The sequence below is a fragment of the Streptomyces sp. NPDC012794 genome, from assembly GCF_042901085.1.
Classification (GTDB): domain Bacteria; phylum Actinomycetota; class Actinomycetes; order Streptomycetales; family Streptomycetaceae; genus Streptomyces.
The window spans coordinates 546,074-568,607 of the sequence record NZ_JBIBCI010000001.1 but is presented as its reverse complement, the minus strand read 5'-3'; the positions used below and the strand labels follow the sequence as shown (position 1 = coordinate 568,607).

General features: G+C 73.9%; 20 protein-coding genes. 11 read left to right on the top strand and 9 right to left on the bottom strand.

Annotated elements, in window-relative coordinates:
• Positions 1-65: 65 nt before the first annotated feature.
• Positions 66-959, bottom strand: a complete 894-nt coding sequence (locus ACFY7H_RS02600; protein ID WP_388931969.1) for an SDR family oxidoreductase — start codon at positions 957-959, stop codon at positions 66-68.
• A 217-nt stretch (positions 960-1,176) separates the two neighbouring features.
• On the bottom strand, positions 1,177-1,917 hold the full coding sequence (locus ACFY7H_RS02595; RefSeq protein ID WP_388931967.1) for a restriction endonuclease: 741 nt from the start codon (positions 1,915-1,917) through the stop codon (positions 1,177-1,179).
• Between the two features lie 179 nt (positions 1,918-2,096).
• On the opposite strand from ACFY7H_RS02595, the gene ACFY7H_RS02590 reads away from it, so the two are divergent.
• The 3 genes from ACFY7H_RS02590 to ACFY7H_RS02580 are packed head-to-tail and all read left to right on the top strand — an operon-like array spanning position 2,097 to position 4,521.
• On the top strand, positions 2,097-2,900 hold the full coding sequence (locus ACFY7H_RS02590) for an alpha/beta fold hydrolase (protein WP_388931964.1): 804 nt from the start codon (positions 2,097-2,099) through the stop codon (positions 2,898-2,900).
• A complete protein-coding gene (locus ACFY7H_RS02585; protein ID WP_388931962.1) occupies positions 2,900-4,186 on the top strand; it encodes a PP2C family protein-serine/threonine phosphatase in 1,287 nt (428 codons plus the stop codon). Before ACFY7H_RS02590 ends, ACFY7H_RS02585 begins: the two co-directional genes overlap by 1 nt.
• Entirely contained in the window at positions 4,183-4,521 is a 339-nt protein-coding gene (locus ACFY7H_RS02580; protein WP_388931959.1) for an STAS domain-containing protein, read from the top strand. The genes ACFY7H_RS02585 and ACFY7H_RS02580 overlap by 4 nt, the downstream gene beginning before the upstream one ends.
• Before the next feature lie 50 nt (positions 4,522-4,571).
• Here the strand turns inward: ACFY7H_RS02580 and ACFY7H_RS02575 are convergent, their stop codons facing one another.
• From ACFY7H_RS02575 to ACFY7H_RS02565, 3 genes are all read right to left on the bottom strand, one after another.
• Positions 4,572-5,309, bottom strand: a complete 738-nt coding sequence (locus ACFY7H_RS02575; RefSeq protein ID WP_388931956.1) for a VOC family protein — start codon at positions 5,307-5,309, stop codon at positions 4,572-4,574.
• Positions 5,310-5,446: 137 nt separating this feature from the next.
• Complete coding sequence (locus ACFY7H_RS02570; RefSeq protein ID WP_388931953.1) at positions 5,447-6,178, bottom strand: DUF4839 domain-containing protein; 732 nt, start codon at positions 6,176-6,178, stop codon at positions 5,447-5,449.
• Positions 6,179-6,383: 205 nt separating this feature from the next.
• The gene (locus ACFY7H_RS02565) at positions 6,384-7,697 is read right to left on the bottom strand and encodes a peptide ligase PGM1-related protein (protein ID WP_388931950.1); all 1,314 of its coding nucleotides are present in this window, start codon (positions 7,695-7,697) and stop codon (positions 6,384-6,386) included.
• A gap of 268 nt (positions 7,698-7,965) precedes the next feature.
• Here ACFY7H_RS02565 and ACFY7H_RS02560 point away from each other — a divergent pair, with 268 nt between their 5' ends.
• The 8 genes from ACFY7H_RS02560 to ACFY7H_RS02525 all read left to right on the top strand — a co-directional run bounded on the left by ACFY7H_RS02560 (position 7,966) and on the right by ACFY7H_RS02525 (position 17,202).
• Positions 7,966-8,079 (top strand): pheganomycin family RiPP precursor, encoded by a 114-nt coding sequence (locus ACFY7H_RS02560; RefSeq protein ID WP_388931947.1) that lies wholly within the window; start codon positions 7,966-7,968, stop codon positions 8,077-8,079.
• A 94-nt stretch (positions 8,080-8,173) separates the two neighbouring features.
• Positions 8,174-10,168: a RiPP maturation radical SAM C-methyltransferase gene (locus tag ACFY7H_RS02555; protein WP_388931944.1), complete on the top strand. Its 1,995-nt coding sequence runs from the start codon at positions 8,174-8,176 to the stop codon at positions 10,166-10,168.
• Complete coding sequence (locus tag ACFY7H_RS02550; protein WP_388931941.1) at positions 10,165-11,337, top strand: glycine amidinotransferase; 1,173 nt, start codon at positions 10,165-10,167, stop codon at positions 11,335-11,337. Before ACFY7H_RS02555 ends, ACFY7H_RS02550 begins: the two co-directional genes overlap by 4 nt.
• Positions 11,334-12,422 (top strand): 3,5-dihydroxyphenylacetyl-CoA synthase DpgA, encoded by a 1,089-nt coding sequence (gene dpgA, locus ACFY7H_RS02545; RefSeq protein ID WP_388931939.1) that lies wholly within the window; start codon positions 11,334-11,336, stop codon positions 12,420-12,422. The genes ACFY7H_RS02550 and dpgA overlap by 4 nt, the downstream gene beginning before the upstream one ends.
• A 53-nt stretch (positions 12,423-12,475) precedes the next feature.
• Positions 12,476-13,264, top strand: a complete 789-nt coding sequence (dpgB, locus tag ACFY7H_RS02540; protein ID WP_388931936.1) for an enoyl-CoA-hydratase DpgB — start codon at positions 12,476-12,478, stop codon at positions 13,262-13,264.
• Positions 13,257-14,666, top strand: coding sequence for a (3,5-dihydroxyphenyl)acetyl-CoA 1,2-dioxygenase DpgC (gene dpgC / locus ACFY7H_RS02535; RefSeq protein WP_388931933.1), 1,410 nt, complete (start codon positions 13,257-13,259; stop codon positions 14,664-14,666). The genes dpgB and dpgC overlap by 8 nt, the downstream gene beginning before the upstream one ends.
• Positions 14,663-16,000, top strand: coding sequence for a PLP-dependent aminotransferase family protein (locus tag ACFY7H_RS02530; RefSeq protein WP_388931931.1), 1,338 nt, complete (start codon positions 14,663-14,665; stop codon positions 15,998-16,000). Before dpgC ends, ACFY7H_RS02530 begins: the two co-directional genes overlap by 4 nt.
• On the top strand, positions 15,997-17,202 hold the full coding sequence (locus ACFY7H_RS02525) for a cytochrome P450 (protein ID WP_388931928.1): 1,206 nt from the start codon (positions 15,997-15,999) through the stop codon (positions 17,200-17,202). Before ACFY7H_RS02530 ends, ACFY7H_RS02525 begins: the two co-directional genes overlap by 4 nt.
• 30 nt (positions 17,203-17,232) lie before the next feature.
• On the opposite strand, the gene ACFY7H_RS02520 is transcribed toward ACFY7H_RS02525, so the two are convergent.
• The 4 genes from ACFY7H_RS02520 to ACFY7H_RS02505 all read right to left on the bottom strand — a co-directional run bounded on the left by ACFY7H_RS02520 (position 17,233) and on the right by ACFY7H_RS02505 (position 22,427).
• Positions 17,233-19,014 carry an ABC transporter ATP-binding protein gene (locus ACFY7H_RS02520; RefSeq protein WP_388931924.1) on the bottom strand — a complete coding sequence of 594 codons (1,782 nt, stop codon included), beginning with the start codon at positions 19,012-19,014 and terminating at the stop codon, positions 17,233-17,235.
• On the bottom strand, positions 19,011-20,738 hold the full coding sequence (locus ACFY7H_RS02515) for an ABC transporter ATP-binding protein (RefSeq protein ID WP_388931919.1): 1,728 nt from the start codon (positions 20,736-20,738) through the stop codon (positions 19,011-19,013). The genes ACFY7H_RS02520 and ACFY7H_RS02515 overlap by 4 nt, the downstream gene beginning before the upstream one ends.
• Positions 20,735-21,847, bottom strand: coding sequence for a methyltransferase (locus ACFY7H_RS02510; RefSeq protein ID WP_388931915.1), 1,113 nt, complete (start codon positions 21,845-21,847; stop codon positions 20,735-20,737). Before ACFY7H_RS02510 ends, ACFY7H_RS02515 begins: the two co-directional genes overlap by 4 nt.
• Positions 21,848-22,097: 250 nt before the next feature.
• Positions 22,098-22,427: a hypothetical protein gene (locus tag ACFY7H_RS02505; RefSeq protein ID WP_388931912.1), complete on the bottom strand. Its 330-nt coding sequence runs from the start codon at positions 22,425-22,427 to the stop codon at positions 22,098-22,100.
• Positions 22,428-22,534: the final 107 nt, after the last annotated feature.

Sequence of the window (22,534 nt, the reverse complement as noted above, 5' to 3'; positions counted from 1 at the left end):
TCCGGGCGACGGGGCCGGGGGCGGGGGGCCGGGGGGATCTGTTCGCCCCCGGCCCCGGGCCCCGCTCAGGGGAGCGGGGTGCCGCCGGTGGCGTTGACGATCTCACCGGTGATGTAGCCGGCCTGGGCAGAGGCGAGGAAGACGTACGCGGGTGCCATCTCCGACGGCTGGGCCGGCCTGCCCAGGGGTGACTGCTCGCCGAACTTCGTCGGGTCGGGCATCGTCGCGGGGATCAGCGGCGTCCAGACCGGTCCGGGGGCGACGGCGTTGACCCGGATGCCGCGCTCGGCGAGCATCTGCGCCAGTCCGTGGGTGAAGGAGATGATCGCCGACTTCGTCATCGCGTAGTCGAGCAGGTGGGGGCTGGGCTGGTAGCCCTGCACGGACGTGGTGTTGATCACGCAGCCGCCGCGCGGCATGTGGGCCAGGGCCGCGCGGGTGAGCCAGAACATCCCGTACAGGTTGGTCTTCATCACCCGGTCGAACTGCTCGGTGGTGATCGCCTCGATCCCGTCGGGCTGGGCCATCTGGTAGGCGGCGTTGTTGACCAGGAGGTCGACCGGGCCCAGCTCGCGCACGGCCCGCTCGACCAGGGAGGTGCACTGCTCCTCGTACCGGATGTCGCAGGCGACGGGCAGTGCCGTACGGCCCGCCTCGCGGATGAGGCGGGCCGTCTCCTCGGCCTCCGCGGCCTCCTCGGGCAGGTGGGTGAAGACGACGTCGGCTCCTTCCCGGGCGAAGGCGAGGCAGACCGCCCGGCCGATCCCCGAGTCCCCTCCGGTGACGAGCGCCCTGCGGTCCAGGAGCAGTTCGTGACCGCGGTAGGTGTCCTCACCGTGGTCGGGACGGGGGTCCATCGCGCCGGTCGAGCCGGGGTGCTCCTGGTCCTGCTCGGGGAACGGAGGGCGCGGATGGAGGTGCACCGGGTCGGGGAGGTGGGGTTCACCGCGGGAGGGCATCGGGATCACGTCCTGTTCGCTCTGTTCTGAAGGCCGTCGGGGGACGGCGGGTAGGGGGACTGCGGCCATGGGCCCGGCTTCGAGCCGGCGGGACACCGCGCGGACCGGTGCGCCCGCGCGCGGCGGGCCGTTCCGGTGTCCATGCGACCCGGCTACCCGGGCAACGGGCTCCTATCCCATCCGTCGCCTGGACGGCCCCACGGGTGCGCGGCCCCCGTCAGCAGTCGGTCGGCACCGCCGCGGCAGGGCCGGAGCGGCTGCCCGCCGGCTCCCAGGGCGGGGGCGCCGCCAGCTCCGTCCAGGCCGCCAGCGCGTCGCCGTCGACGCAGACGATGCCGCAGGCGGCGGCGTACTCCAGGGCGGGCGTGGTGAAGGAGCTCGTGGTGACGAAGACGGCCACGTCGGCTTCGTGGACGGCGAAGCAGGTCCCGCCGAAGCGCTGCAGCTCCGGCGAGCTGACCCGGTTGTCCGCGCCGTAGTGCTTGCACTGCAGCACGACGCGCAGGCCGTCCGCGGTCGTGGCGAGCACGTCGGCGCCGAGGTCGCCCGCTCCGCCGCACACCTCCACCGGGGTACAGCCGTCCCGCGCGCAGAGCGCGGCGACGGTGTGCTCGAAGCCGTCGGCGTCGACCGCCTCGTGGTCCAGCGCCGGAGCCGACACGTCCGGCAGGCCGGGTCCGGCCCCCGCGGACGAAACGTCCGCGCCGGGACCGCGGCACGGTGCGGGGCGGGCACGCACGGGCTGGACGCTCCACGCCATGAGTGCCGTCGCGCCCGCCAGGACCACCAGCAGCACCACGGGCACCACCGGAATCCGGATGCCGGACGCTCCGACGGCCTTCGCGAAGGCCGCCAGGCCGCCGACCCCGGTACCCACGAGTCCGACGGCGAGTACCACGTCACGCGCGAACGGCGCGCGCGGCCGGCCCCGTTTCCCGCCCGCCCTCGATGACCTCATGCGGAACCTCCCCTCCCTTGCCCGCCCAGCGGCCGGTCACGGCCGTGTTCCCCGTCCCGCCCGGATCATGAGCGGTGCATGACGAGCGGCCCGTGTGATCCCGGCAGGGCAACGGCAGGACGGGGCGGCCGGAGGGGCCCGTGCAGGAGCTGCGGCCCGCGCCTGCCAGACTGACGGGCATGGACATCGTTCGCAGGAACAACGTCACCGTCACCGGCAACCCTCGGGGCCGGACGGTGCTGCTCGCCCACGGGTTCGGCTGTGACCAGCACATGTGGCGGCTCACCGTTCCCGCCCTGGCCGGGGAGTACCGGGTGGTCCTCTTCGACTACGTGGGCGCGGGCCGTTCGGACCTGTCGGCGTTCTCCGCGGAACGGTACGCCTCCCTCGACGGGTACGCCCGGGACGTGGTGGAGATCTGCGAGGAGCTCGACCTGCGCGACGCGGTGTTCGTGGGGCATTCGGTCAGCGCGATGATCGGGGTGCTGGCGGCCGGTGCGGCCCCCGGGCGGATCGGGTCGCTGGTGATGGTCGCCCCGTCGCCGAGGTACGTCGACGACGGGGACTACCGGGGCGGGTTCAGCGCAGGGGACATCGACGAGCTGCTGGCTTCCCTGGAGTCCAACTACCTCGGCTGGTCGGCGGCCATGGCGCCGGTGATCATGGGCAACGAGGACCGGCCGGAGCTCGCCAAGGAGCTGAAGAACAGCTTCTGCGCCACCGACCCGGAGATGGCGCGCGTCTTCGCCCGTACCACCTTCCTCTCCGATTCGAGGGACGACCTGCCTGGGGTGCGGGTGCCGACGCTGGTACTGGAGTGCACCCAGGACGCCATCGCTCCCCGCGAGGTGGGCGCCTTCGTCCACCGGGCGGTCCCCGGCTCGACGCTGGTCACACTGGACGCGGTCGGACACTGCCCGCACCTGTCCGCGCCCGAAGCCACCAACCAGGCCATCACCGGCTTCCTCTCGAGTCTGCGGTGATGTGCCGCGCCGGGCAGCAGCCGGAACCGTACGACGCCGGGGACGAGCAGGTGTCGAACGCGGTGTTCGCCTCGCTGCTGGAGGGCAGTGCGGAGGAGCTGTACGAGAGCGCGCCGTGCGGGTACCTGTCCACGCTGATGGACGGCACCATCGCGAAGATCAACACCACCCTGCTGGGCTGGCTCGGCCTGGAGCGGGAGGCCGTGGTGGGCCGGCTCCGGTTCACCGACCTGCTGACGGTGGGCGGCAAGCTGTACCACGAGACGCACTTCGCGCCGCTGCTGCGGATGCAGGGCGAGATCGGCGGCATCGCCCTGGACATCACCCGGGCCGACGGCGGGCGGATGCCGGTACTGGTCTCCTCCGTCATCAAGCACGGCGAATCCGGCGAACCCCTGCTGATCCGTACCACCGTCTTCGACGCCCGGGACCGCCGCGCCTACGAAGAGGAGCTGCTGAGATCGCGGGAAGCGGCCGAAGAGGCACGCCGTCAGGCGGAGGCCGACCGGGCCAGGCTGCAGCACGCCCTCGCCGTGCTCCAGCAGTCGCTGCTCCCCGACACGCTGCCGCCGCTGCCCGGCATGGAGACGGCCGCCCACTACCGCACCGCCTCCCCCGACCGGCTCGGCGGCGACTTCTACGACGTCTTCCCCGTGGACGGCAAACGCTTCGCCTTCTTCCTCGGAGACGTCTGCGGCAAGGGCCCCGAGGCCGCCGCCGTCACCTCGCTGACCCGCTACACCCTGCGCGCCGCCGCCCTGCACGATCCGGACCCGGTGTCCGCCCTGACCACCCTCAACCAGGTGCTCCACGAGCGCTACTCCGGCGGAGACCCGCGCTACTGCACCGCCGTCTTCGGGACCGTCGAGTCCGACCCTGCGACCGGACAGGTCGACGTCCGCCTGGCGTCGGGCGGCCACCCGCCCGCCCTGGTCCTGCGCGCCGACGGCACCGCCGACTTCCTCCCCACCCCCGGCGGCCTGCTCGTCGGCATCCTGCCCGCCGCCCGCTTCACCGCGGCCACCACCACCCTCGGCCCCGGTGACACCCTCCTGCTCTACACCGACGGCCTCACCGAAGCGCGTACCGGCAGCGACCGCACACAGCTGTACGGCGACCAGGCCCTGCGCGCCTTCGTCACCCGGCACGCCGGCCGGCCCCCGCAGGCCGTCATCGAAGCCCTGACCGGCCTGCTGGACGACTTCGGCGACGGCCTCGACGACGACACCGCCCTGCTCGCCCTCGGCGTCCCCACCGCCGGACCTACGACGAAGAACCCGAGATGAAACCGCTGACGATCCTCACCCGAGACGCCGGAACCGGTCCCGTCCTGGAGATCACCGGCGACCTGGACTACGCCACCGCCACCGAGCTGCGGACGCTGGTCACGGCCCTCACCCTGCGACCGGGCCAGCGCCTCGTACTGGACCTGAGCGGCATGGAGTTCTGCGACTCCAGCGGCATCACCGCGCTGCTCGCCGCCCGCAACCACGCCCAGGCCGCGGGGGCCGGCATCGCCCTCGCCTCCGTCCCCGCCAACACCCTGCGCATCCTGCGCGTCGTCGGCCTCGACCAGGTCTTCCCCCTCCACCCCGACGCCGACTCCGCCACCCGGCCCTGACCGCCCCCGCGCGCGGCGGCCCGGCCGGCGGCGGGAGCCTCTGCTCAGGGTCAGCGCGGGCTGAGGAGGCAGAACTCGTTGCCTTCGGTGTCGGCCAGGACCGTCCAGTGGATCGCGGACTGGTCGATACCGGGGTCGGTGGCGCCCAAGGCGCGCAGTCGGGCTCCTTCCGCTTCCACGTCGTCACCGGGGTAGGGGCAGACGTCGAGGTGGACACGGTTCCAGACGCTCTTGGTGTCGGGGGTGCGGAGGAACTCGAGGTAGGGACCGACCCCCTTGGCAGAGCGCATGGCCGCCTTGTCGTCCGTGACCTCGTGCAGCGTCCAGTCCATCGCCTGGCTCCAGAACCGGGCCATCTCCCGCGGGTCGGCGCAGTCGACCACCACCGCGGCGACCGGCCCGGTGTCCTCGTAGACCGGGCGGGGCTCCAGGACGCAGAACTCGTTGCCCTCCGGGTCGGCCATGACCGTCCAGGGGACGTCGCCCTGCCCCACGTCGGCGAGCGTCGCACCGAGACCCCGCAGGCGCGCGACCAGAGCGGCCTGATGGGCGGTCGAGGTCGTGGCCAGATCAAGGTGCACCCGGTTCTTCACGGTTTTGACTTCCGGGCGGGCGATGATGTCGATGCACACGGCCGCGGGGTCCGGGTAGGTGAATCCCACGGGTTCGAGGTTGGTCACACCGGGTCCCTCGCTGTCGACACCCCAACCGAGTGCCTCCGCCCAGAACCGGCCCAGCGCGACGTCGTCATGGGCCTTCATGTTGATCTGCACGAGTCTTGTTGCCATGCGCAGATCCTAAAAGGCCGCCGCGATCGAGCGGGTGCTCGTCCCGGCACCGACCCTCATCGTCCTGGTCGAGACCGCCCGCGCGAGCCGCGCACGCCTGTCCGTGCTCACGCGGCTGCCCCCTCTGTCCCTCTCGGCTACCGGATTTCCGTTGAAACCGGGCCGAGGAAGAAGAGGCACTGCTTCGCGTTGAATTCGCCCACCTCGGCGACGAAGCGGAACTTGTCGCCCGCGCGGACGGTGGCGGGGGTGTTCCGGCCGGTCAGCTTCAGGCCGGGAACGTTGACGTCCTCGTACGTGAAGGCCGGGCCGATCCCCGTCTTCGTTCCCTGGTCGCCCGGGCCCAGGAGGAAGTCGTAGCGGGTGGCGGCATCACCGTGGGGTGCCATGTGCACGATCGAGCCGTCGAAGGCGACCGTCCTGCCCTTGTACTTGGCCGCGAAGTCCACGTTCGTCTGGGCGCAGGAGTCCGGCGTCTTCAGCAGCGCCGCGAACTCCGGGTTGTTCTCAGCCGAGATCACCTCAGCGGCAGCCGACCCGGCGGCGCTCGGAGTCGACGCGGTGGAGGGCTCCGCGCTCGCCGTGGCTGCCGCCGGCTTGTTCGACCCGCCCTTCTCCTCGCCTTCGTCCTCGAGTGCCGCGGCTGTGCCGATGACGACGGCCAGGACCACGAGACCGCCGACCGCGGCGCCGATCAAGGCCCGCGGCAGGGGCTTCTTCGGCCGGCGGAAGTCAAGGGTGGAGCGCAGCCCGCCCTGGGTCTGCTCCACGAGCTGCCAGCCGTCCTTCCGCATCTTCGAGATCACCAAGCCGTCGGTGCCGCGGAGCGCCCGCACGGACTTGTACTCGTACCTGATCTCGTCGGCCATACGGCTCCACGCCCCCTCGGCGAACTGTTCGTACCCCCTGCCTCGCGAGCATAGGGGACCCCGCGAGGAACTCGGCGATCAGCAGCAGTCGGGGACGTCCCACGGCAGCCAGCCCGCTCCGATAGCCGGGCCGGCAGGGAGCCGGTCGGCGATCGACCCGTGGATCACCGGCGCCGGCAGCCCGGCCCGCGTGGCTGACGGCCGGTCAGGAGGCCGGGGTGAAGAGTGGGGCGACCTGTTCCTCGCGGTCGAGGGCGGCCTCGACGGTGTCGTCCGCGAAGCAGAGCATGACGCCCTTGCGGCCCGGGTGGTAGGCGGCCAGGATGATCGCGCCGCGGCGGGTGGCGGGGTCGTAGGCGTGACCGGACTCGCGGAGCCGGGTGAGGGCGGCGGTGAAGGAGGGCACCTCCCAGTGCCGGGGCCACACCCGTTCCAGCAGGATGCGGTCGGTACCGAAGCCCGGGCCGACGACCCGCTTGCCGACGATCTCGTAGATGTGGGTGGAGCCGGTGGCGCGGCCGTTGTACTCGGTGAAGAGGACGTCGCCCTCCGGGGTGACGACGGCGTCGGCACTGAGGATCCCGCGGTAGCCGACGGCGCGCAGCCCCTCCGAGATGCGGTGTCCTCCGTCGAGGAGGGCGCCGAGCTGGTGGGCGGTCAGGTCCGGGGCGGGCATCACCTGGGCGTTGGGCAGGGGGCGGTATTGCATCTCGCCGTGCCCGCCGAGCCGGATGCCCGCGTCGGAGATCCAGTACTCGGCGAAGTAGGCGCGGCTGCCGGGGTGGTACCGCTCGACGACGACCCGGTCGCGGCCGCCGACGGTCAGCCAGTCCCAGCGCTCGGCGAGGTACGCGGCGACCGCCGCCCGGTCGGGGAGGGCTCGTACGCCGCGTGCGCCGCGCAGGTCCACGTCGCCGGTGCGGCCCAGGATCTCGTTGCCGTCGCTGCCGGAGCCGAAGTCCTGCTTGAGGATGACGGGGCTGCCGCCGTCGAGGAGGCGGACGATGTGCTCCTCGGCGCGCCGGGGGTCGGCGCAGACCGCGCCGTCCGGGAGGGGGGCGCCCACGCCGGCGGCCAGCGCGCGGAAGACGGCCTTGCTGCTGCCGAGGAGTCCGCCGCTCTGGGTGAGGAAGGCGTGCCCTTCGAGGGCTCCGGGGCAGCCCAGGGCATCGGCGGCGGCCGCGACCGCGGCGTCGGGCCACAGGGCGAAGACCTCGTCGACGGGCCGGCCGGCGGTCCTCTCGCGCAGCTCGGCGACGAAGGCGGGGTCGGTGAGCCGGTCCGCGGTGAGGGCGCCGGTGCCGGTGCGGCCGGGCGGCGGGACGACGATCTGGAGGGAGTCCGTACGGGTGCCCGTCAGGGAGGTGACGTAGGAGAGGAACTCCTTCTCGGGCGGGACGGGCAGGACGAGGACGTCGCCGTCGCGGGCGAACCACAGCAGGCGCTGCACGGCCCAGCCGGTGCCGACCGGCTCTTCCAGTTCCTCGCTCCAGTCGTTTCCGATGAGCAGTCGCAGCATCCGGCAATACTCCCTGTGGTCGCAGTGCCCTTTCCGGCGGCGGGCGAAGGATTTCGGCCCGGCTGGACGGCCAATTGTGAAAAGCGGCGTGAGACGGCGTCAAGAGCGCCTCTTCCGCCTCCAAGGCCCCACCGGAATCCGCCGGTGACGACCGGCCGGATGCTCCGGTGGCCGGATCGCCACCTTGTTCCCCGCTGGAGGGGTTCGTACGATCGTTGACCGTTCACCGACGGAATCTCATGCCCGGATATGAGGAAGGAGGTGAACCATGGAGCGTGAAATCCTCTGGACCGAGATCGAGGACGCGGATGTCGCGGAGATCGTCTCGGACAGCAACGTGAAGGACGTAGGCGTCGTTTCGGCCAGCAACGTCAAGGACTGAAGCTGAGCCGGCGGACCGACCAGTGCGCGACCCGGGTCCTTCCCCGCCTGCCGGGGAGGGGTCCGGCCTGCCGGAGCGGACGTACGGAGGAATCGTGTCAGGCGGCGGTGAGTTGAAACTGATCGGCGAGCCCCTGTTCCCGCCGGACTGCGTCCCGGCGAGACCGCTGCGGATCGGGCTGGTGAACATGCCGTGGGCGCGCACCGACACCCCTTCCATTCAGTGCGGGCTGCTCCAGGCCGCGCTCCGCTCCTTCGGCCACGACGCGCGGAGCGTCTACCCGAATCTGGAACTGGCCGCCGAGCTGGGAAAAGACCTGTACGAGATCATCACCGAGGCCCCTTCCGAACGGGTCCACCTCTTCGGTGAATGGCTCTTCGGGACGGCGGCGTTCGGGGTGACCGAGGACGTGGAGGATTACCGGCTGCAATTCCCCGAAGTGGCCGAAATGTGCGCCGAAGCGGGAGCGGACTGGGACGCCGTGGCCGACTTGCGCGGCCGCCGTCTGCCCGCGTGGATGGACGAACTCGCCGCCCGCGACGTCTGGTCGGAACTCGACATCGTCGGATTCACATCGACTTTCATCCAGAACGTCGCCGCGCTGGCACTCGCGCGCCGCCTGAAGGAAGCCCGCCCCGATCTGATCATCGTATTCGGCGGTGCGAACTACGACGGCGACATGGGGCCCGAGTACCTGAGGAATTTCGACTTCATCGACTACGTGGTCGTCGGCGAGGGCGATGTGACGCTCCCCCGGCTGGCGGCGGCCGTCGCGCGCGGCGCCGACCCGGCCGCCCTCCCGGGCGTCTGCGGCCGCACCCCCGACGGCCGGGTGACCATCCCCTCCCCCGGCGTCCGCACCCGGGAGATGGACCAACTGCCCGTACCGGACTACGACGACTACTTCACCGCCCTGGATGCCCTCGGCCGGGACCGGGTGATCGGCCGGAACACGCAGCGGCTGCTGGTGGAGTTCTCCCGCGGCTGCTGGTGGGGCGCGAAGCACCACTGCACCTTCTGCGGGCTCAACGCGCTGGGCATGCAGTACCGGGCCAAGTCCCCGGCGCGGGCCCTGGCCGAGCTGGAGGAGCTGATGCGCCGGCACCGGGTCCTCGCGGTCGACGCCGTCGACAACATCCTCGACATGGCCTACCTCGACACCTTCTGCTCCGGACTGCGCGGGGCCCCGTGGGACACCGCCCTGTTCTTCGAGGTGAAGGCGAACCTGACCCGGGACCAGGTGCGCCTGCTGGCCGAGGCCGGGGTGTGGAAGATCCAGCCGGGCCTGGAGAGCCTCAGCACGCACGTCCTCGGGCTGATGCGGAAGGGCTCCTCGCGGCTCCTCAACATCCGGCTGCTCAAGTGGGCGCACTACTACGGCGTCCGCGTCGACTGGAACCTCCTCGCCGGCTTCCCCGGCGAGACGGACGAGGACTACACCGGCCAGGCCGCCCTCGTACCGCTGCTGACCCATCTGGAGCCGCCCGCCGGCGTCGGGCGGATCTGGCTGGAGCGGTTCAGCCCCTACTTCACCGACCCCTCCTTCGGGATGGGCGAGATCACGCCGAAGAGCGCCTACCGGCTGGCGTTCCCGGTCCCCGGGCTGGACCACAGCCGCATCGCGTACTTCTTCGACTACCGGGCGCCGGACACCGCCTCCCCGGACGCCGTCGCCGAGCTGGCCAAGGCCGTGGAGGCGTGGGGGCGGGAATGGGCCTCGGCCGACCGGCCCGCCCTCACGTACCGGCGCGGGCCCGACTGGCTGACCCTGTTCGACACGCGCGGCGGCCGGCGCCGCAAGACGACCCTCACCGGGTGGCGGGCGCAGGCGTACGAGCTGTGCGGCGACGCCCCGCGCGGTGCCGCCCGCGTCCACCGGGAGCTGGGCGGCGGTACGCGGCCGGACGGCAGGGCCGTGGAGCGGGCGGAGGTCGAGGAGTTCCTGGCCTCCTGCGTCGCGCACGGGATCTGCCTGGAGGAGGACGGCAAGTACCTCTCCCTGGCGCTGCCGCTCCGGTCCGGGCTGCCCGCGCTGCCCGGGCGTACGGCGGGGACGGGCACTTCAAGCGAGCAAGGGAGCTCACGATGACGCTGAACAGCTTCGACGAATGGTCCCCGCTCAAGGAGGTGGTCCTCGGCTCGGCGGCCCACTACACCTCCCACGAGCGGGAGCTGTCCTTCGACCTCTTCTTCCACGACAACATCGCCGGCGACAACTCCACGCGCTCCGAGTGGTACTACCCGCGGCTCACCGTCGGCGGGGCGGACGGGAACGCCGGACCGGACGGGGCCCGCCGGGGGCGGGTGCCCATCAAGCAGCGCTACGTGGACGAGCTCGTCGAGGACCTGGAGGGCATGGCGGCGGCCCTGAGGGGCCTCGGGGTCACCGTGCTCCGGCCGATGGACCTCGACCCCGGCACCAGCGAGGTGCGCACCCCGGCCTGGTCCGCCTCCGTCGTCCCGCCGCTGAACATCCGCGACAACACGCTGATCCTCGGCGACGAGATCATCGAGACGCCGCCGATGATCCGCTCCCGGTACTTCGAGACCCAGTTCCTCACCCCGGTGTTCCAGCGGTACTTCGCGCGGGGCGCCCGCTGGACGGTGATGCCGCGGCCCCTGATGACGGACGCGTCGTTCGACCTCGACTACGCCCGCGAGAGCACGATCGGCGGCCCGACCGAGCCCATCGGCACCCCGAGCCCCTCCCCCTACGACGTCGGCATCGAGATGATGTTCGACGGGGCGCAGGTGCTGCGGCTCGGCCGCGACCTCGTCGTCAACGTCTCCACCGCGCACCACGCGCTGGCCTGCGACTGGCTGGAGCGGCACGTCGGCGGCCGGTTCCGGATCCACCGCGTGCACCGGCTCAGCGACAGCCACATCGACAGCATGGTCCTCGCGCTGCGGCCCGGCACCCTGCTCGTGCGTTCGGAGGCCGTCGCCGAGAAGCTGCCCGAGGCGCTGCGGAAGTGGGACCGGATCGTCGCGCCCGCTCCGGAGAGCGACAACTTCCCCCGTTACGAGGACGAGGACCTGGTGCTGACCAGCCCGTTCATCGACCTCAACGTACTGTCCGCCGGCCCGGACACGGTGCTGGTCAACGAGGCGTGCCCGGAGCTGGGGCGGACCCTGGAGAAGCACGGTTTCACGGCGGTCCCGGTCCGGCACCGGCACCGGCGGCTGTTCGGCGGGGGCTTCCACTGCTTCACGCTGGACACGGTGCGCGAAGGCGGGCTGGAGGACTACCTCGGATGAGCCTGCCGGACACGGGGTGTGCCGCCCGGCTCGCCGGGGTCGGCACCGCCGTCCCCGACACCAGCTACAGCCAGCGCGAGCTGCTCGACCTGCTGGCCGTCACCGATCCCCGGGTCCGCTCGCTCTTCCTGAACAGCGCCATCGAGCGGCGCGGCCTGACGCTGCCCGCCGCCGGCCCGGACGGTTCGCGGGCGGTGGAGTCGCAGGGCGAGCTCCTGCGCAAGCACGCCGAGCAGGGGCTGCTGCTGGGGCGGCGGGCGATCGAGAACTGCCTCGCCGACACCGGGGCGCGGCTGTCGGACGTGCGCCACCTGTGCTGCGTGACGTCGACCGGCTTCCTGACGCCCGGGTTCTCCGCCCTGCTCATCAAGGAGATGGGCATCGACGTCGGCTGCTCGCGCCTCGACGTCGTCGGCATGGGCTGCAACGCGGGGCTCAACGCCCTGGGCGCGGTCACCGGCTGGGTCCGCGCGCACCCCGGCGAGCTGGCGCTGCTGGTGTGCGTGGAGGTGTGCTCGGCGGCGTACGTCTTCGACGGCACGATGCGCTCCTCCGTCGTCAACAGCCTCTTCGGGGACGGCGCGGCGGCCGTCGCCGTCACCGCGCCCGGGGGCGGCGGCGGTGCGGATCCGGGCGGGGTGCCGTCACCGGCCCTGCTGCGGTTCTCCAGCCGGATCATCCCCGACGCCGTCGACGCCATGCGCTACGACTGGGACGAGGGGCACGGCAAGTTCAGCTTCTGGCTGGACCCGCAGATCCCGTACGTCGTCGGCGCGCACGCCGAGGAGGCGCTGGGGCGGCTGCTGCACGGCACGGGGCTGCTGGCCTCGGACATCGGCCACTGGGTGGTGCACTCCGGGGGCAAGAAGGTCGTGGACTCCGTCCGGGTCAACCTCGGGCTGACCCGGCACGACGTACGGCACACCACCGGCGTGCTGCGCGACCACGGAAACCTGTCGAGCGGCTCCTTCCTCTTCTCCTACCAGCGCCTGGCGTCCGAAGGTTCGGTCCGGCCGGGCGACCTGGGCGTGCTGATGACGATGGGGCCCGGCTCGACGATCGAGATGGCGCTGGCGCGGTGGTGACCCGCATCCCGGGCCGCACGGCGGGCGGCGGCGCGACGACGAAGGGAACTGCGATGCGGACGCACGACACGCTGCCGCCGCCCGCGGAGGGCGAACCGGCGGACGGTACGGGGAGGACCGTGCCCGACGGCCCCGCGGACGGGCTGTGCACCACCGTGGAGCTGGACGCCCGGCAGCCGCTGCCCGAGCTGACCGCCGCGGTCACCGGTGCCTGCGACCGTGCCGAGGCGCGGGCCGACGGCTCGGTGGTCCTCCTGCGGCTGCCGGACGCGCCCGCCGGGGCGCGGGCCTGGCCGGGGCAGGTGGACATCCAGCAGATCAACCGCTGGGAGCGGGCCGTGCGGAGGCTGGAGCGGCTGCCCGCGCTGAGCATCGCCGTCGCCTCCGGGGCCTGCGGCGGTCCCGCCCTCGACCTGCTGCTGGTCAGCGACTACCGGATCGGGTCCCCGGACCTGCGGCTCCTCGCGCCGGTCAACGACGGGCACTTCTGGCCCGGGATGGCCGTGCACCGGATATCCCGGCAGCTCGGGGCGGCCCGCGCCCGGCAGATCGTGCTGTGGGGCGACGACATCGACGCGGTACGGGCCCGTGACCTCGGCCTGATCGACCAGCTCGCGGACGACACCGACGGGGCCGCGCACACGGCGGCCGTGCTGATGGGCCGGATCTCCGACCGGGAGCTCGCGATCCGCCGGCAGCTGCTGCTGGAGGCGCAGAGCCTGGAGTTCGACGAGGCGCTGGGCCCCCATCTCGCCGCCTGCGACCGGGAACTGCGGCGCCTGGCCGCGTCCGCGGCGGCTGCCGAGGAGCCGGGCGACACGGCGGGAGGGGCGGGTGAGTGACGGGGCGGGGCGCCGGGAGGCGGGCATCCCGGCCGCCGGCCCCGCCTCCGCCGACCCGGCCGTCTCGGGAGACCCCGCCGTCTCGGGCGCAGACCCCGGCTTCCGCGGTGACCTCGCCGCCGACGCCAAGGTGCTCGCCGGGCACGCCGCCGACGCCGAGCGGAGGCTCGCCCTCCTGCCGTCCCGCCCCGAGCGCACCACAGCCGAGGCCGAGCGGGCGGAGGGCCTCCACGAGGACTGCCGGGCGGCCCGGCACGCCTTCCTGGCCCGCCACGCCGACGCCGTCTACGACGAGCTCACCGCCGGGCGGACGCGGCGGCCCCGGCTGCCCGAGCTGGCCGCGGAGGCCGCCGTACGCTTCCCCGGGCTCGTACCGGACGCCGCGCGACTCGCCGAGGAGCGCGGCCGCCTCCAGGCGCACAAGGAAGGCCGCGAGATCGACCAGGGCATCTTCTTCGGGGCCCTGCTGCGCTCCCCCACCGCGGGCACGCACCTGATCGAGAGCATGCTGCGGCCCGCGCCGGGCTCGGCGGCCCGCCTCGCGGAGTTCCGGCGCACGGACCGGCTGGAGCTGCCCGCCGTGCTGCTCGAACGCCGCGGCGAGGCGGCCCACGTCACCTTCCGCAACGGCCACTGCCTCAACGCCGAGGACAACCGGCTCATCGCCGGCCTGGAAACCGCCGTCGACGTGGCCCTCCTCGACGACCGGATCCGCGTCGGCGTCCTGCGCGGCGGGCCCGTCACCCACCCGCGCCACGCCGGGAGGCGGATCTTCAGCGCCGGCATCAACCTCAAGGAGCTGCACGCGGGCCGGATCTCCTTCGTGGAGTTCCTCCTCGGCCGGGAGCTCGGCTACGTCAACAAGCTGGCCCGCGGCCTGCTGCGCGAGGGCCCGGCCGCCGCCGGCGGCGCCACGGCCGGCAAACCCTGGGTGGGCGTCGTCGACGCCTTCGCCATCGGCGGCGGCATGCAGCTCCTCCTCGTCCTGGACCGCGTCATCGCCGAGGAGGGCGCCTTCCTGAGCCTGCCGGCCGCCGACGAGGGCATCGTCCCGGGCCTCGGCAACCTGCGGCTCACCCGGCTCACCGGCGCCCGCACGGCCCGGCAGATCATCCTCTCGGGCCGCCGCGTCCACACCTCCGACCCGGCGGCCGCCCTGCTGGTCGACGAGGTGCTGCCCGCCGCCGCGCTCGACGCGGCCGCCGAGCGCGCCGTACGCGAGCTGGCCGGACCGGCCGTGGCCGCCAACCGGGCCATGCTGACGCTGGCCGAGGAGCCCCTGGAGCTGCTGCGCGGCTACCTGGCGGAGTTCTCGGTCGTCCAGGCCCGCCGCATCCACAGCCCCGACGTGCTGGCCAAGACGGAGCGGCACTCGGCGCGTTCCGGACGGGCCCCGGCATGACCCTCCTCGCCCGCGAGGCGCTGCACGCCTCGCTCCAGGACCCGGTGCTGGAGTCGATCGGTTTCCTCAACGAGATCATGGGCCGCTACCCGGACGCCCTCTCCTTCGCCCCCGGCGCCCCCCACCCGGCCCCGTACGAGGGCCTGGACACCGCCCGCTACCTGGACCGCTTCACCGCCCACGCGGCCGCGACGGGCCTCGGGCCGGACCGGGCGGCCCGGCTGCTGTACGAGTACGGGCCGGCCCGCGGCCTGATCAACGGGATCGTCGCCGACGCCCTCCGCCGCGACCAGGGCATCGACGCCGACGCGGACGCGCTGGTGATCACCGTGGGGGCGCAGGAGGCGATGTTCCTCGTGCTGCGGGCCCTGATCGCCTCGCCGGAGGACCTGCTGGCCGTCTCCGATCCGTGCTTCGTGGGCATCACCAGCGCCGCCAGCCTGCTCGGCGCCGGGGTGGTCCCCGTTCCCGAGGACGCCGACGGCCTCGACCTCGACGCGCTGGCCGGGGCGTGCCGGGCGGCCCGCCGCTCCGGCCGCCGCATCCGAGCCTGCTACGTCGCCCCCGACTACGCCAACCCCGGCGGCACCCGCATGGCGGCCGGGCGGCGGCCGCGGCTGCTGGAGCTGGCCGAGCGGGAGGACTTCCTCGTCCTGGAGGACAACGCGTACGGGTTCACCGCTCCCCCGGGCACCGAAATGCCCGCCCTGAAGGCCCTGGACGGCGGGCGGCGGGTCGTGCACATCGGGACGTTCGCGAAGGTGTGCTTCCCCGGGGCGCGCGTCGGCTACGTCGTCGCCGACCAGTCCGTGTCCACCGCCGGCGGGGCCGCGGCCGTCCCGCTCGCCGCGGAGCTGGCGCGGCTGAAGACCGCCGTCACGGTCAACACCTCGCCGGTGTGCCAGGCGCTGATCGCCGGGATGCTGCTGGAGCACGGCGGCTCGCTCGCCGAACTGAGCCGGGCCAGGTCCGTGCTGTACCGGCGCAACCTGGCCCACCTGCTGCGGGCGCTGGACCGCGAGGGCGCGGCCGGGCTGCCGGAGGGGGTGGAGTGGAACCGGCCCGACGGCGGGTTCTTCGTACGGATGCGGCTGCCCGTGCCGGCGGACGCCGGGCTGCTGGAGGCGTCCGCGGCCGGGTACGGGGTGCTGTGGACGCCGATGGCCCCCTTCCACCCGGGCGGCGGGGGCACCCGTACGCTGCGCCTGTCGTGCAGCTACCTGGATCCGGAGGAGATCGACGAGGGCGTGCGGCGGCTCGGGGCCTTCCTCAGGGAGCACGCCCGGCCACGGGCCGGGGCCGGGGCGGGCACGAGGCCGGGGGGCGGGACGTGAGCGGGGGCCGGGGCGTTCCCGTCCACCCCACCGCCCGCGACCGGGACCGCCCGTTCGACCCGCCGCCGGAGCTCGCGGCGCTGCGCGCCCGCGGCCCGGTCAGCCGCCTGCGCTACCCCGACGGCCACCTCGGATGGCTCGTCACCGGTCACGAGGCGGCGCGCCGGGTGCTCGCCGACCCCCGTTTCAGCGCGCGCTCGGAGCTCAAGCGGGTGCCGGTGGCCCGGCCGGGGACGGACCCGTTCTACGGCAGCCCCGCCCTGCCGGGCTGGCTCGTCGACATGGACGCACCCCACCACACGCGGCTGCGCGGGCAGCTGATGGGCTGGTTCACCGCCCGCCGTACGCGGGCCCTGGCGCCCCGGATCGAGCGGATCGTCGGCGAGCACCTGGAGGCGATGGCCGCCCTCGGCGGCCGGGCCGACCTCGTCGAAGCCTTCGCGCTGCCCGTCCCTTCCCTGGTGATCTGCGAGCTGCTGGGCGTGCCGTACGGTGAGCGCGCCTCCTTCCAGCGCAACAGCGCCACCCTGTTCCGGATCGACGCGACCGCCGCCGAGGCCGCGGCGGCGATGGGCGAACTCGACGTGTTCCTCACCGAGTTGGCCCGGCACCGGCGCCGGGCGCCGGGCGACGACCTGCTGAGCGCGCTCGCCGCCGGGGGCGAGCTGTCCACCGCGGAAGTCGCCGGTGTGGGCGCCCTCCTGCTGTCGGCGGGGCACGAGACGACCGCCGGCTCCCTCGGGCTCGGCACGTTCGCCCTGCTGTCCCACCCGGGCGAGGCGGCCCGGCTGGCGGACGATCCGTCCCTCGCCGGGAACGCGGTGGAGGAGCTGCTGCGGTACCTGACCATCTTCCACTTCGGGGTGCCCCGCTCCCCGCTGGAGGACGTCGTCCTGGAGGGACACACCCTGCGCGCCGGGGAGTCCGTCACGGTCTCGCTGTCCGCCGCGAACCGCGACCCGGCGCGCTTCGCCGACCCCGACCGCCTCGACCTCGCCCGCCCGGCCTCCGGCCACCTCGCCTTCGGCCACGGGGCGCACCAGTGCATCGGCCAGCACCTGGCCCGCACGGAGATGCGGATCGCGTTCCCCGCGCTGTTCGCGCGCTTCCCCGGGGTGAAGCTGGCCGTGCCGCCGTCGGAGGTGCCGCTGGGGGAGGACATGGGCTTCTACGGGGTGCACCGGCTGCCCGTGGCCTGGTGAGGGGCCCGTACCCGCCGGCGCCGTGCCGCCTCAGCCATGCCAGGACTTCCACAGGCGGGCGTACGCCCCGCCGCGGGCCACCAGTTCCTCGTGGGTGCCGGTCTCGGTGATCCGGCCGTCCTCCATCACCACCACGCGGTCGGCGTCGTGGGCGGTGTGCAGCCGGTGGGCGATGGAGACGACCGTGCCGCCGAGCAGCCCGGCCAGGGCCCGTTCCACCGTGTGCGCGGTGTGCGGGTCGAGCAGGGCGGTCGCCTCGTCGAAGACGACCACCGGCGGGTCGAGCAGCAACAGGCGGGCCAGGGCCAGCTGCTGGGCGCGGGCCGGGGGCAGTTCGGCCGCGCCGGAGCCGACCTCGTGGTCCAGGCCCAGCGCCGACGCCCACTCCCAGGCGGCGACGGCCCGCAGGGCGCGCTCCAGGTCCGCGGGGGTCGCGTCGGGGCGGGCGACGAGCAGGTTGTCGGCCAGGGTCCCGCGGAAGACGTGGTACTCCTGGGTGACGAGGATGACACCGCGGCGCAGTTCCTCCGTCGGCAGCTCCGTCAGGGGCACGCCGCCCAGGCTGACGGTCCCCCGGCCGGGGCTGTCGATCCCGGCGAGGAGGCGGCCGAGGGTGGACTTGCCGGCCCCGGAGGGGCCCACGACGGCCAGCCGCTCACCGGGCCGTACGTGCAGGTCGACGCCGCGGAGGCTCTCCTGCCGGTCCCGGTAGGCGAAGTGGACGCCCTGTACGTCGATCGCGCTGTCGCGCGGGGCGTCGGGTCGCGGGGCCGTCGTGTCCGGGACCGTGTCCGGGGCGGCGGCGTCGCGGACGCCGAGGATGCGGGCCATGGACGCGCCGCCGACCTGGAGTTCGTCCATCCAGTACAGCATGGTGTCGACGGGCCCGATCACCTGCTGGACGTACAGGGTGGCGGCGGTGACGGCGGCCAGGCCGACCAGCCCCTCGATGTACATCAGACCGCCGATGACCAGGGTGGCGGCCACGGGCAGGATGTAGCCGGTGTCGGCGATCGGCAGGTAGGTGCTGCGCAGGTTCAGGGTATGCCGTTCGGCCGCGTACGAGGCGGCGATGTCCGCGTCGGTGCGGCGGCGGCGCCGCCCCTGGAGCCGGAGCGCCTCCACCGTGGGGGCGCCCGCGACGGTCTCGCCGAGGGTGTCGGTGAGGCGGGCGTACGCGGAGTTGGAGCGCAGGTAGCCGCCGCGGGCCCGCCGCAGGTACCAGCGGGTCGAGAGCCACAGCACGGGGACGGCGACCAGGCAGGGCAGGACCAGCAGCGGGTCGGTGAGGCAGACGGCGCCGACGGTCAGGGCGATGGTGGTGCCCGCCACGAGGGTGTCGGGGACGGCCCGCTGCACGGTGAGGGCGAGGACGTCGACGTCCCGGGTGGTGCGGGTGACGAGCTCGCCGGTGCCGGCCCGCTCGACGACGGGGGTGGGCAGGGACAGCACGCGGTCGACGAACTCCTCGCGCAGCTCGGCCAGTACGGTCTCCCCGAGCCGGAGCGAGGCCAGCCGTGCGAAGCGGGTGAGGACCGCCTGGAAGACGACCGCGGCGCAGATCGCGAGGGCGACCGGGGTGACGGCGAGCGTGCCGTGCGCGGCGTCCTCGACGATCCGGCCGAGGAGCTGGGGTGCGGCCAGCGCGGCGGCGCAGGCCAGCGCGTGCAGGGCGAGGGAGCCGGCCAGGGGGCGGCGGTGCCTGAGCATGGTCCGCCGGGCGTGCGCGCGGACCTCCCGGGCGGAGGCGACGGGCAGCCGGTCGGTCGGCGGGGCGCCCGGGTCGGGGGCGGTGTCGGCGGGGGCGGTCATGCCAGGACCTCACGGGTGACGACGGCACGGTAGTCGGGGTCGGCGAGGAGGGTCCGGTGGGGCCCTTCGGCGACGGCCTTGCCGTCCTTGACGAACACCACCGAGTCGGCTCGGTCCAGGACGATCGGGCTGGTGGTGAAGACGACGGTGGTGCGGCCGGCGCGGTAGGGGCCGAGGTTCCGGGCGACGCGGCCCTCGGTGTGGGCGTCGAGGGCGTTGGTCGGCTCGACGAGGACGAGCACCCGCGGGTCGGCGAGCAGGGCGCGGGTCAGGCGCAGCCGCTGCTGCTGCCCGCCGGAGAACTCGCGTCCGCCGGTGCTCTCGTGGGCGAGGCCGTCGGGAAGGGCGTCGACGACGTCGCGGGCGGAGGCCGCGTCGAGGGCGCGGAGGAGGCCGTCGGCGGGCCGGCCGTCGCGGGGGCCGCCGGGGCGGTCCCGGGGGTCGAGCTCGATGCCGAGCCGCCCGGCGAAGAGGGTGGCGTCGTTGTCGGCGAGGAGGGCGTGGCGGCGTACGTCGTCGGTGCGGAGGGCGGACAGGGGGGTGTCGCCGAGCAGGACCGCGGAGCCGGTGTGGCCGCAGAGCCGTTCCGCGAGCGTACGGGCGTCCCCTTCCGTGGCGCACACCACGGCGAGGAGCCGGCCGGGCGGGACGGTCAGCCCGGAGTCGGGGTCGTGCAGCGGGAGGGCGTCCGCGCCGTCGTCGAGCGGGCGGGTGCCGCCGGGCCGTTCCCGTTCCAGGCGCAGGAAGTCCAGGACGCGGCCGGCCGCGACGCCGGCGCGGGTCAGCTGGTCGAGCATGGCGGTGACCTGCCCGAGCTGGTCGGTGAGGAAGACGGCGTACCCGTAGAAGGCGACGAGCAGGCCCGGTTCGAGGCGGCCGGTGCTCACCTGGTGCGCGCCGAGCCAGACGATGGCGACGAGCAGCGCGCCGGGCAGCAGGACGCGCAGGAAGGCGATGTCGGCGACGGTGGCCGCGACCCGGGTGCCCTCGGCGCGCACGGCCTGGGAACCCTCGCGGTAGCGGCGGCCGTAGGTCTTCTCGCCGCCAAACCCGCGCAGGACGCGCAGCCCGTCGATGATGTCGACCGACAGGTCGGTGAGGGCGCCCTGCTGCTCGCGCAGCCGCTGCTGGCGGCCGTGCAGGACGCGCATCAGCCGGGTGACGGCGACCGCGATCAGCGGGACGCCGACGAGCACGACCAGTCCCAGCTGCCAGGACGTGACCAGCATGAACACGGCGGCGAAGAGGATGGAGACGACGGCTCCGGTGCCGCGCGCCGTGCCCTCCAGGGCGGTGCCGAGGTGGCCGACGTCCGAGGCGCTGACGCTGACGACGGAGCCGGTGGAGGCCCGCCGGGGCAGGTCGGCGCCGAGGTCGGCGGCGTGGCGGACGACGAGCTGGGTGGTCCCGTACACGGCGCCGAACCGGTTGGTGGTCGACGCCCGGTCGCGCAGCATGCCGATGACGGCCTGGAAGACGCCGAGGGCGAGGACCGCCCCGCCCCACAGCAGCAGCGCCTCCCGGTCGCGCTGGAGCAGCCCGCGGTCGATGCCGAGGGCGACGGCCGCCGGCACCAGCGCCTGCGCGAGGGTGCACAGCACGCCGAACACGGTGGCGAGGACGAGGCTGCCGCGGTGGCGGGTGGCCAGCCACGCCAGGAAGCGGACCGGCGAGCCGGTGGCGGGCGCCCCCGGGTCGGCGGCGGGGAACCTGTCGCGGCTCATGGCTTGGTGCCGATGGTCAGGCCGTGTTCGTAGGGGTAGCCGGTGAGCGTGCGCACGGCGTCGAAGCCCGCCCGGCGCATCCAGTCCTCGTAGTCGCGGGCCGGGTAGGCCATGCCCTGGCCACTGGCGAGCACGTTGAGGTAGAGGGAGAGGCGCGCGGAGTACCAGCCGCGCGTCTCGTCGTCGGAGGCGTTGTAGCCGTAGACGAACACCCGCCCGCCGGAGGGGAGGACGGCGTGCGCCTTCGCCAGCAGCTCCGTGATCTGCGCGCCGGAGAAGATCTCCAGGACGTGGCTGAAGAGGACGGCGTCCGCGCCGGGCGGGAAGGGGTCGGTGAAGAGGTCGCCGGGGTGCAGCCGGATACGGTCCCCGGTCCCGGGTTCCGCCCCGGGTTCGGCCCCGGATTCCGCCCCGGACTTCGCTTCGGCCGCCAGCCGCGCGACGGACGGGATGTCGAAGACGGTCGAGCGCATGCCGGGGTGGCGGGCGAGCAGCCGGGCGCTGGTGGTGCCGTCGCCGCCGCCGATGTCGAGCAGGTGCCGTACGGTGGCGAACTCCTCGGTCTCGACGAGCGCGTCGAGGCTCTTGAGGGTGAAGGCGCTCATGCTGCGGTGGAAGACCGCCTCGAGCTCCGGGGCGTGCGCGAGGCGACGGTAGAGCGTCGGCTCGTCGCCGGGGTGCGCGTCGAGCGCGAGGTTGGTGCCGGCCGCGAGGGCCTCGCTCATGCGGGAGAAGGCGGGGTAGTAGATCTCCCGCCAGCCGGTGAGGATGTGGCGCCAGCTGTCGGGGCCGTCGGGGGCGAGGAGCTCGGCGGCGGCGGACGCGTTGCGGTAGCCGCCGTCGGGGTCCCGCTCCAGCAGGCCGGTGGTGCACACGGCGTGGAGCAGGACCCGCAGGGAGTGCGCCGGCACCCCGACGGCCGCGCGCAGCTCCTCGAAGGAGGCGCCGGGGTGGGCGCGGAGATGGCCGAAGACGTCCCATTCGAGCGCGGTGACGACGGCGTTGAAGAGGGCCGGGGCGTTCACGAGGAAGTGGAACCGCTCGACGACCGGATCGACGGCGGCGACGTCCGGATCGGCACCGCCGGGACGGGGGACCTGGCCGGGCACGAAGGCCGGCTCAGGCCGTCCGGGCCGGTCGGCCGGGTTCGTTCCAGCGGATGGTGCCGTGTCGGCAGACGAATTCAACGTCGCACCTCTCGTCAGCGGATCGCCGCGGCCCGCTCACGGGGGCACCACAGCCGACTCCAAGATCACGATCACGTCCTGGCATGCTGGCACACCCCCCAAAGCCCCGCAAGAACACCCCGCGCAATCCGGCCGTCCCCACGCACACGCCCTCCGCGCCCGCCGCTCCGGCTCAGAGGAGGTCGGGCTTCCAGAGGGTGCGGTCCGGGTAGACGTGGGCCGTCGGGGAGAGTTCGTACGCGCCGGCGTTCGCGTCCGCCGGGACCACCCGGCCGACTCCCTGGTACGCGTACGGAACCGGCTCGCGCGGGAGCGAGCAGCGGGCCGGGTCGGTGATGACCGTGCGGCCCGGGGGGCGTCGACGGGCTGCGGGTTCGGTGCTCCGGGCACGCGTGGAAGGCCTTCTGCCGTGCGTACTGCACCTGACCCGGACGCGGGCCGTCGCCGCGCGGTCGGCCTGGTTGGTGAGTTTCACGGCGAACGCCACGCGGTCCTCGTCCACCCGGGCGCACACCCGCCAGACCACCGGCTCCGGCCCGGGGACGGGTTCTCCGCAGCGGCTGTCGGCGCCGAGGGTGTCCTTCTCCAGGCCCGGCCGTTCCAGCGCTG

Coding starts and splice junctions, on each gene's coding strand:
- ACFY7H_RS02600 (WP_388931969.1), bottom strand. CDS start 959: ATGCCCTCCCGCGGTGAACCCCACCTCCCCGACCCGGTGCACCTCCAT.
- ACFY7H_RS02595 (WP_388931967.1), bottom strand. CDS start 1,917: ATGAGGTCATCGAGGGCGGGCGGGAAACGGGGCCGGCCGCGCGCGCCG.
- ACFY7H_RS02590 (WP_388931964.1), top strand. CDS start 2,097: ATGGACATCGTTCGCAGGAACAACGTCACCGTCACCGGCAACCCTCGG.
- ACFY7H_RS02585 (WP_388931962.1), top strand. CDS start 2,900: ATGTGCCGCGCCGGGCAGCAGCCGGAACCGTACGACGCCGGGGACGAG.
- ACFY7H_RS02580 (WP_388931959.1), top strand. CDS start 4,183: ATGAAACCGCTGACGATCCTCACCCGAGACGCCGGAACCGGTCCCGTC.
- ACFY7H_RS02575 (WP_388931956.1), bottom strand. CDS start 5,309: ATGGCAACAAGACTCGTGCAGATCAACATGAAGGCCCATGACGACGTC.
- ACFY7H_RS02570 (WP_388931953.1), bottom strand. CDS start 6,178: ATGGCCGACGAGATCAGGTACGAGTACAAGTCCGTGCGGGCGCTCCGC.
- ACFY7H_RS02565 (WP_388931950.1), bottom strand. CDS start 7,697: ATGCTGCGACTGCTCATCGGAAACGACTGGAGCGAGGAACTGGAAGAG.
- ACFY7H_RS02560 (WP_388931947.1), top strand. CDS start 7,966: ATGGAGCGTGAAATCCTCTGGACCGAGATCGAGGACGCGGATGTCGCG.
- ACFY7H_RS02550 (WP_388931941.1), top strand. CDS start 10,165: ATGACGCTGAACAGCTTCGACGAATGGTCCCCGCTCAAGGAGGTGGTC.
- dpgA (WP_388931939.1), top strand. CDS start 11,334: ATGAGCCTGCCGGACACGGGGTGTGCCGCCCGGCTCGCCGGGGTCGGC.
- dpgB (WP_388931936.1), top strand. CDS start 12,476: ATGCGGACGCACGACACGCTGCCGCCGCCCGCGGAGGGCGAACCGGCG.
- ACFY7H_RS02530 (WP_388931931.1), top strand. CDS start 14,663: ATGACCCTCCTCGCCCGCGAGGCGCTGCACGCCTCGCTCCAGGACCCG.
- ACFY7H_RS02520 (WP_388931924.1), bottom strand. CDS start 19,014: ATGACCGCCCCCGCCGACACCGCCCCCGACCCGGGCGCCCCGCCGACC.
- ACFY7H_RS02515 (WP_388931919.1), bottom strand. CDS start 20,738: ATGAGCCGCGACAGGTTCCCCGCCGCCGACCCGGGGGCGCCCGCCACC.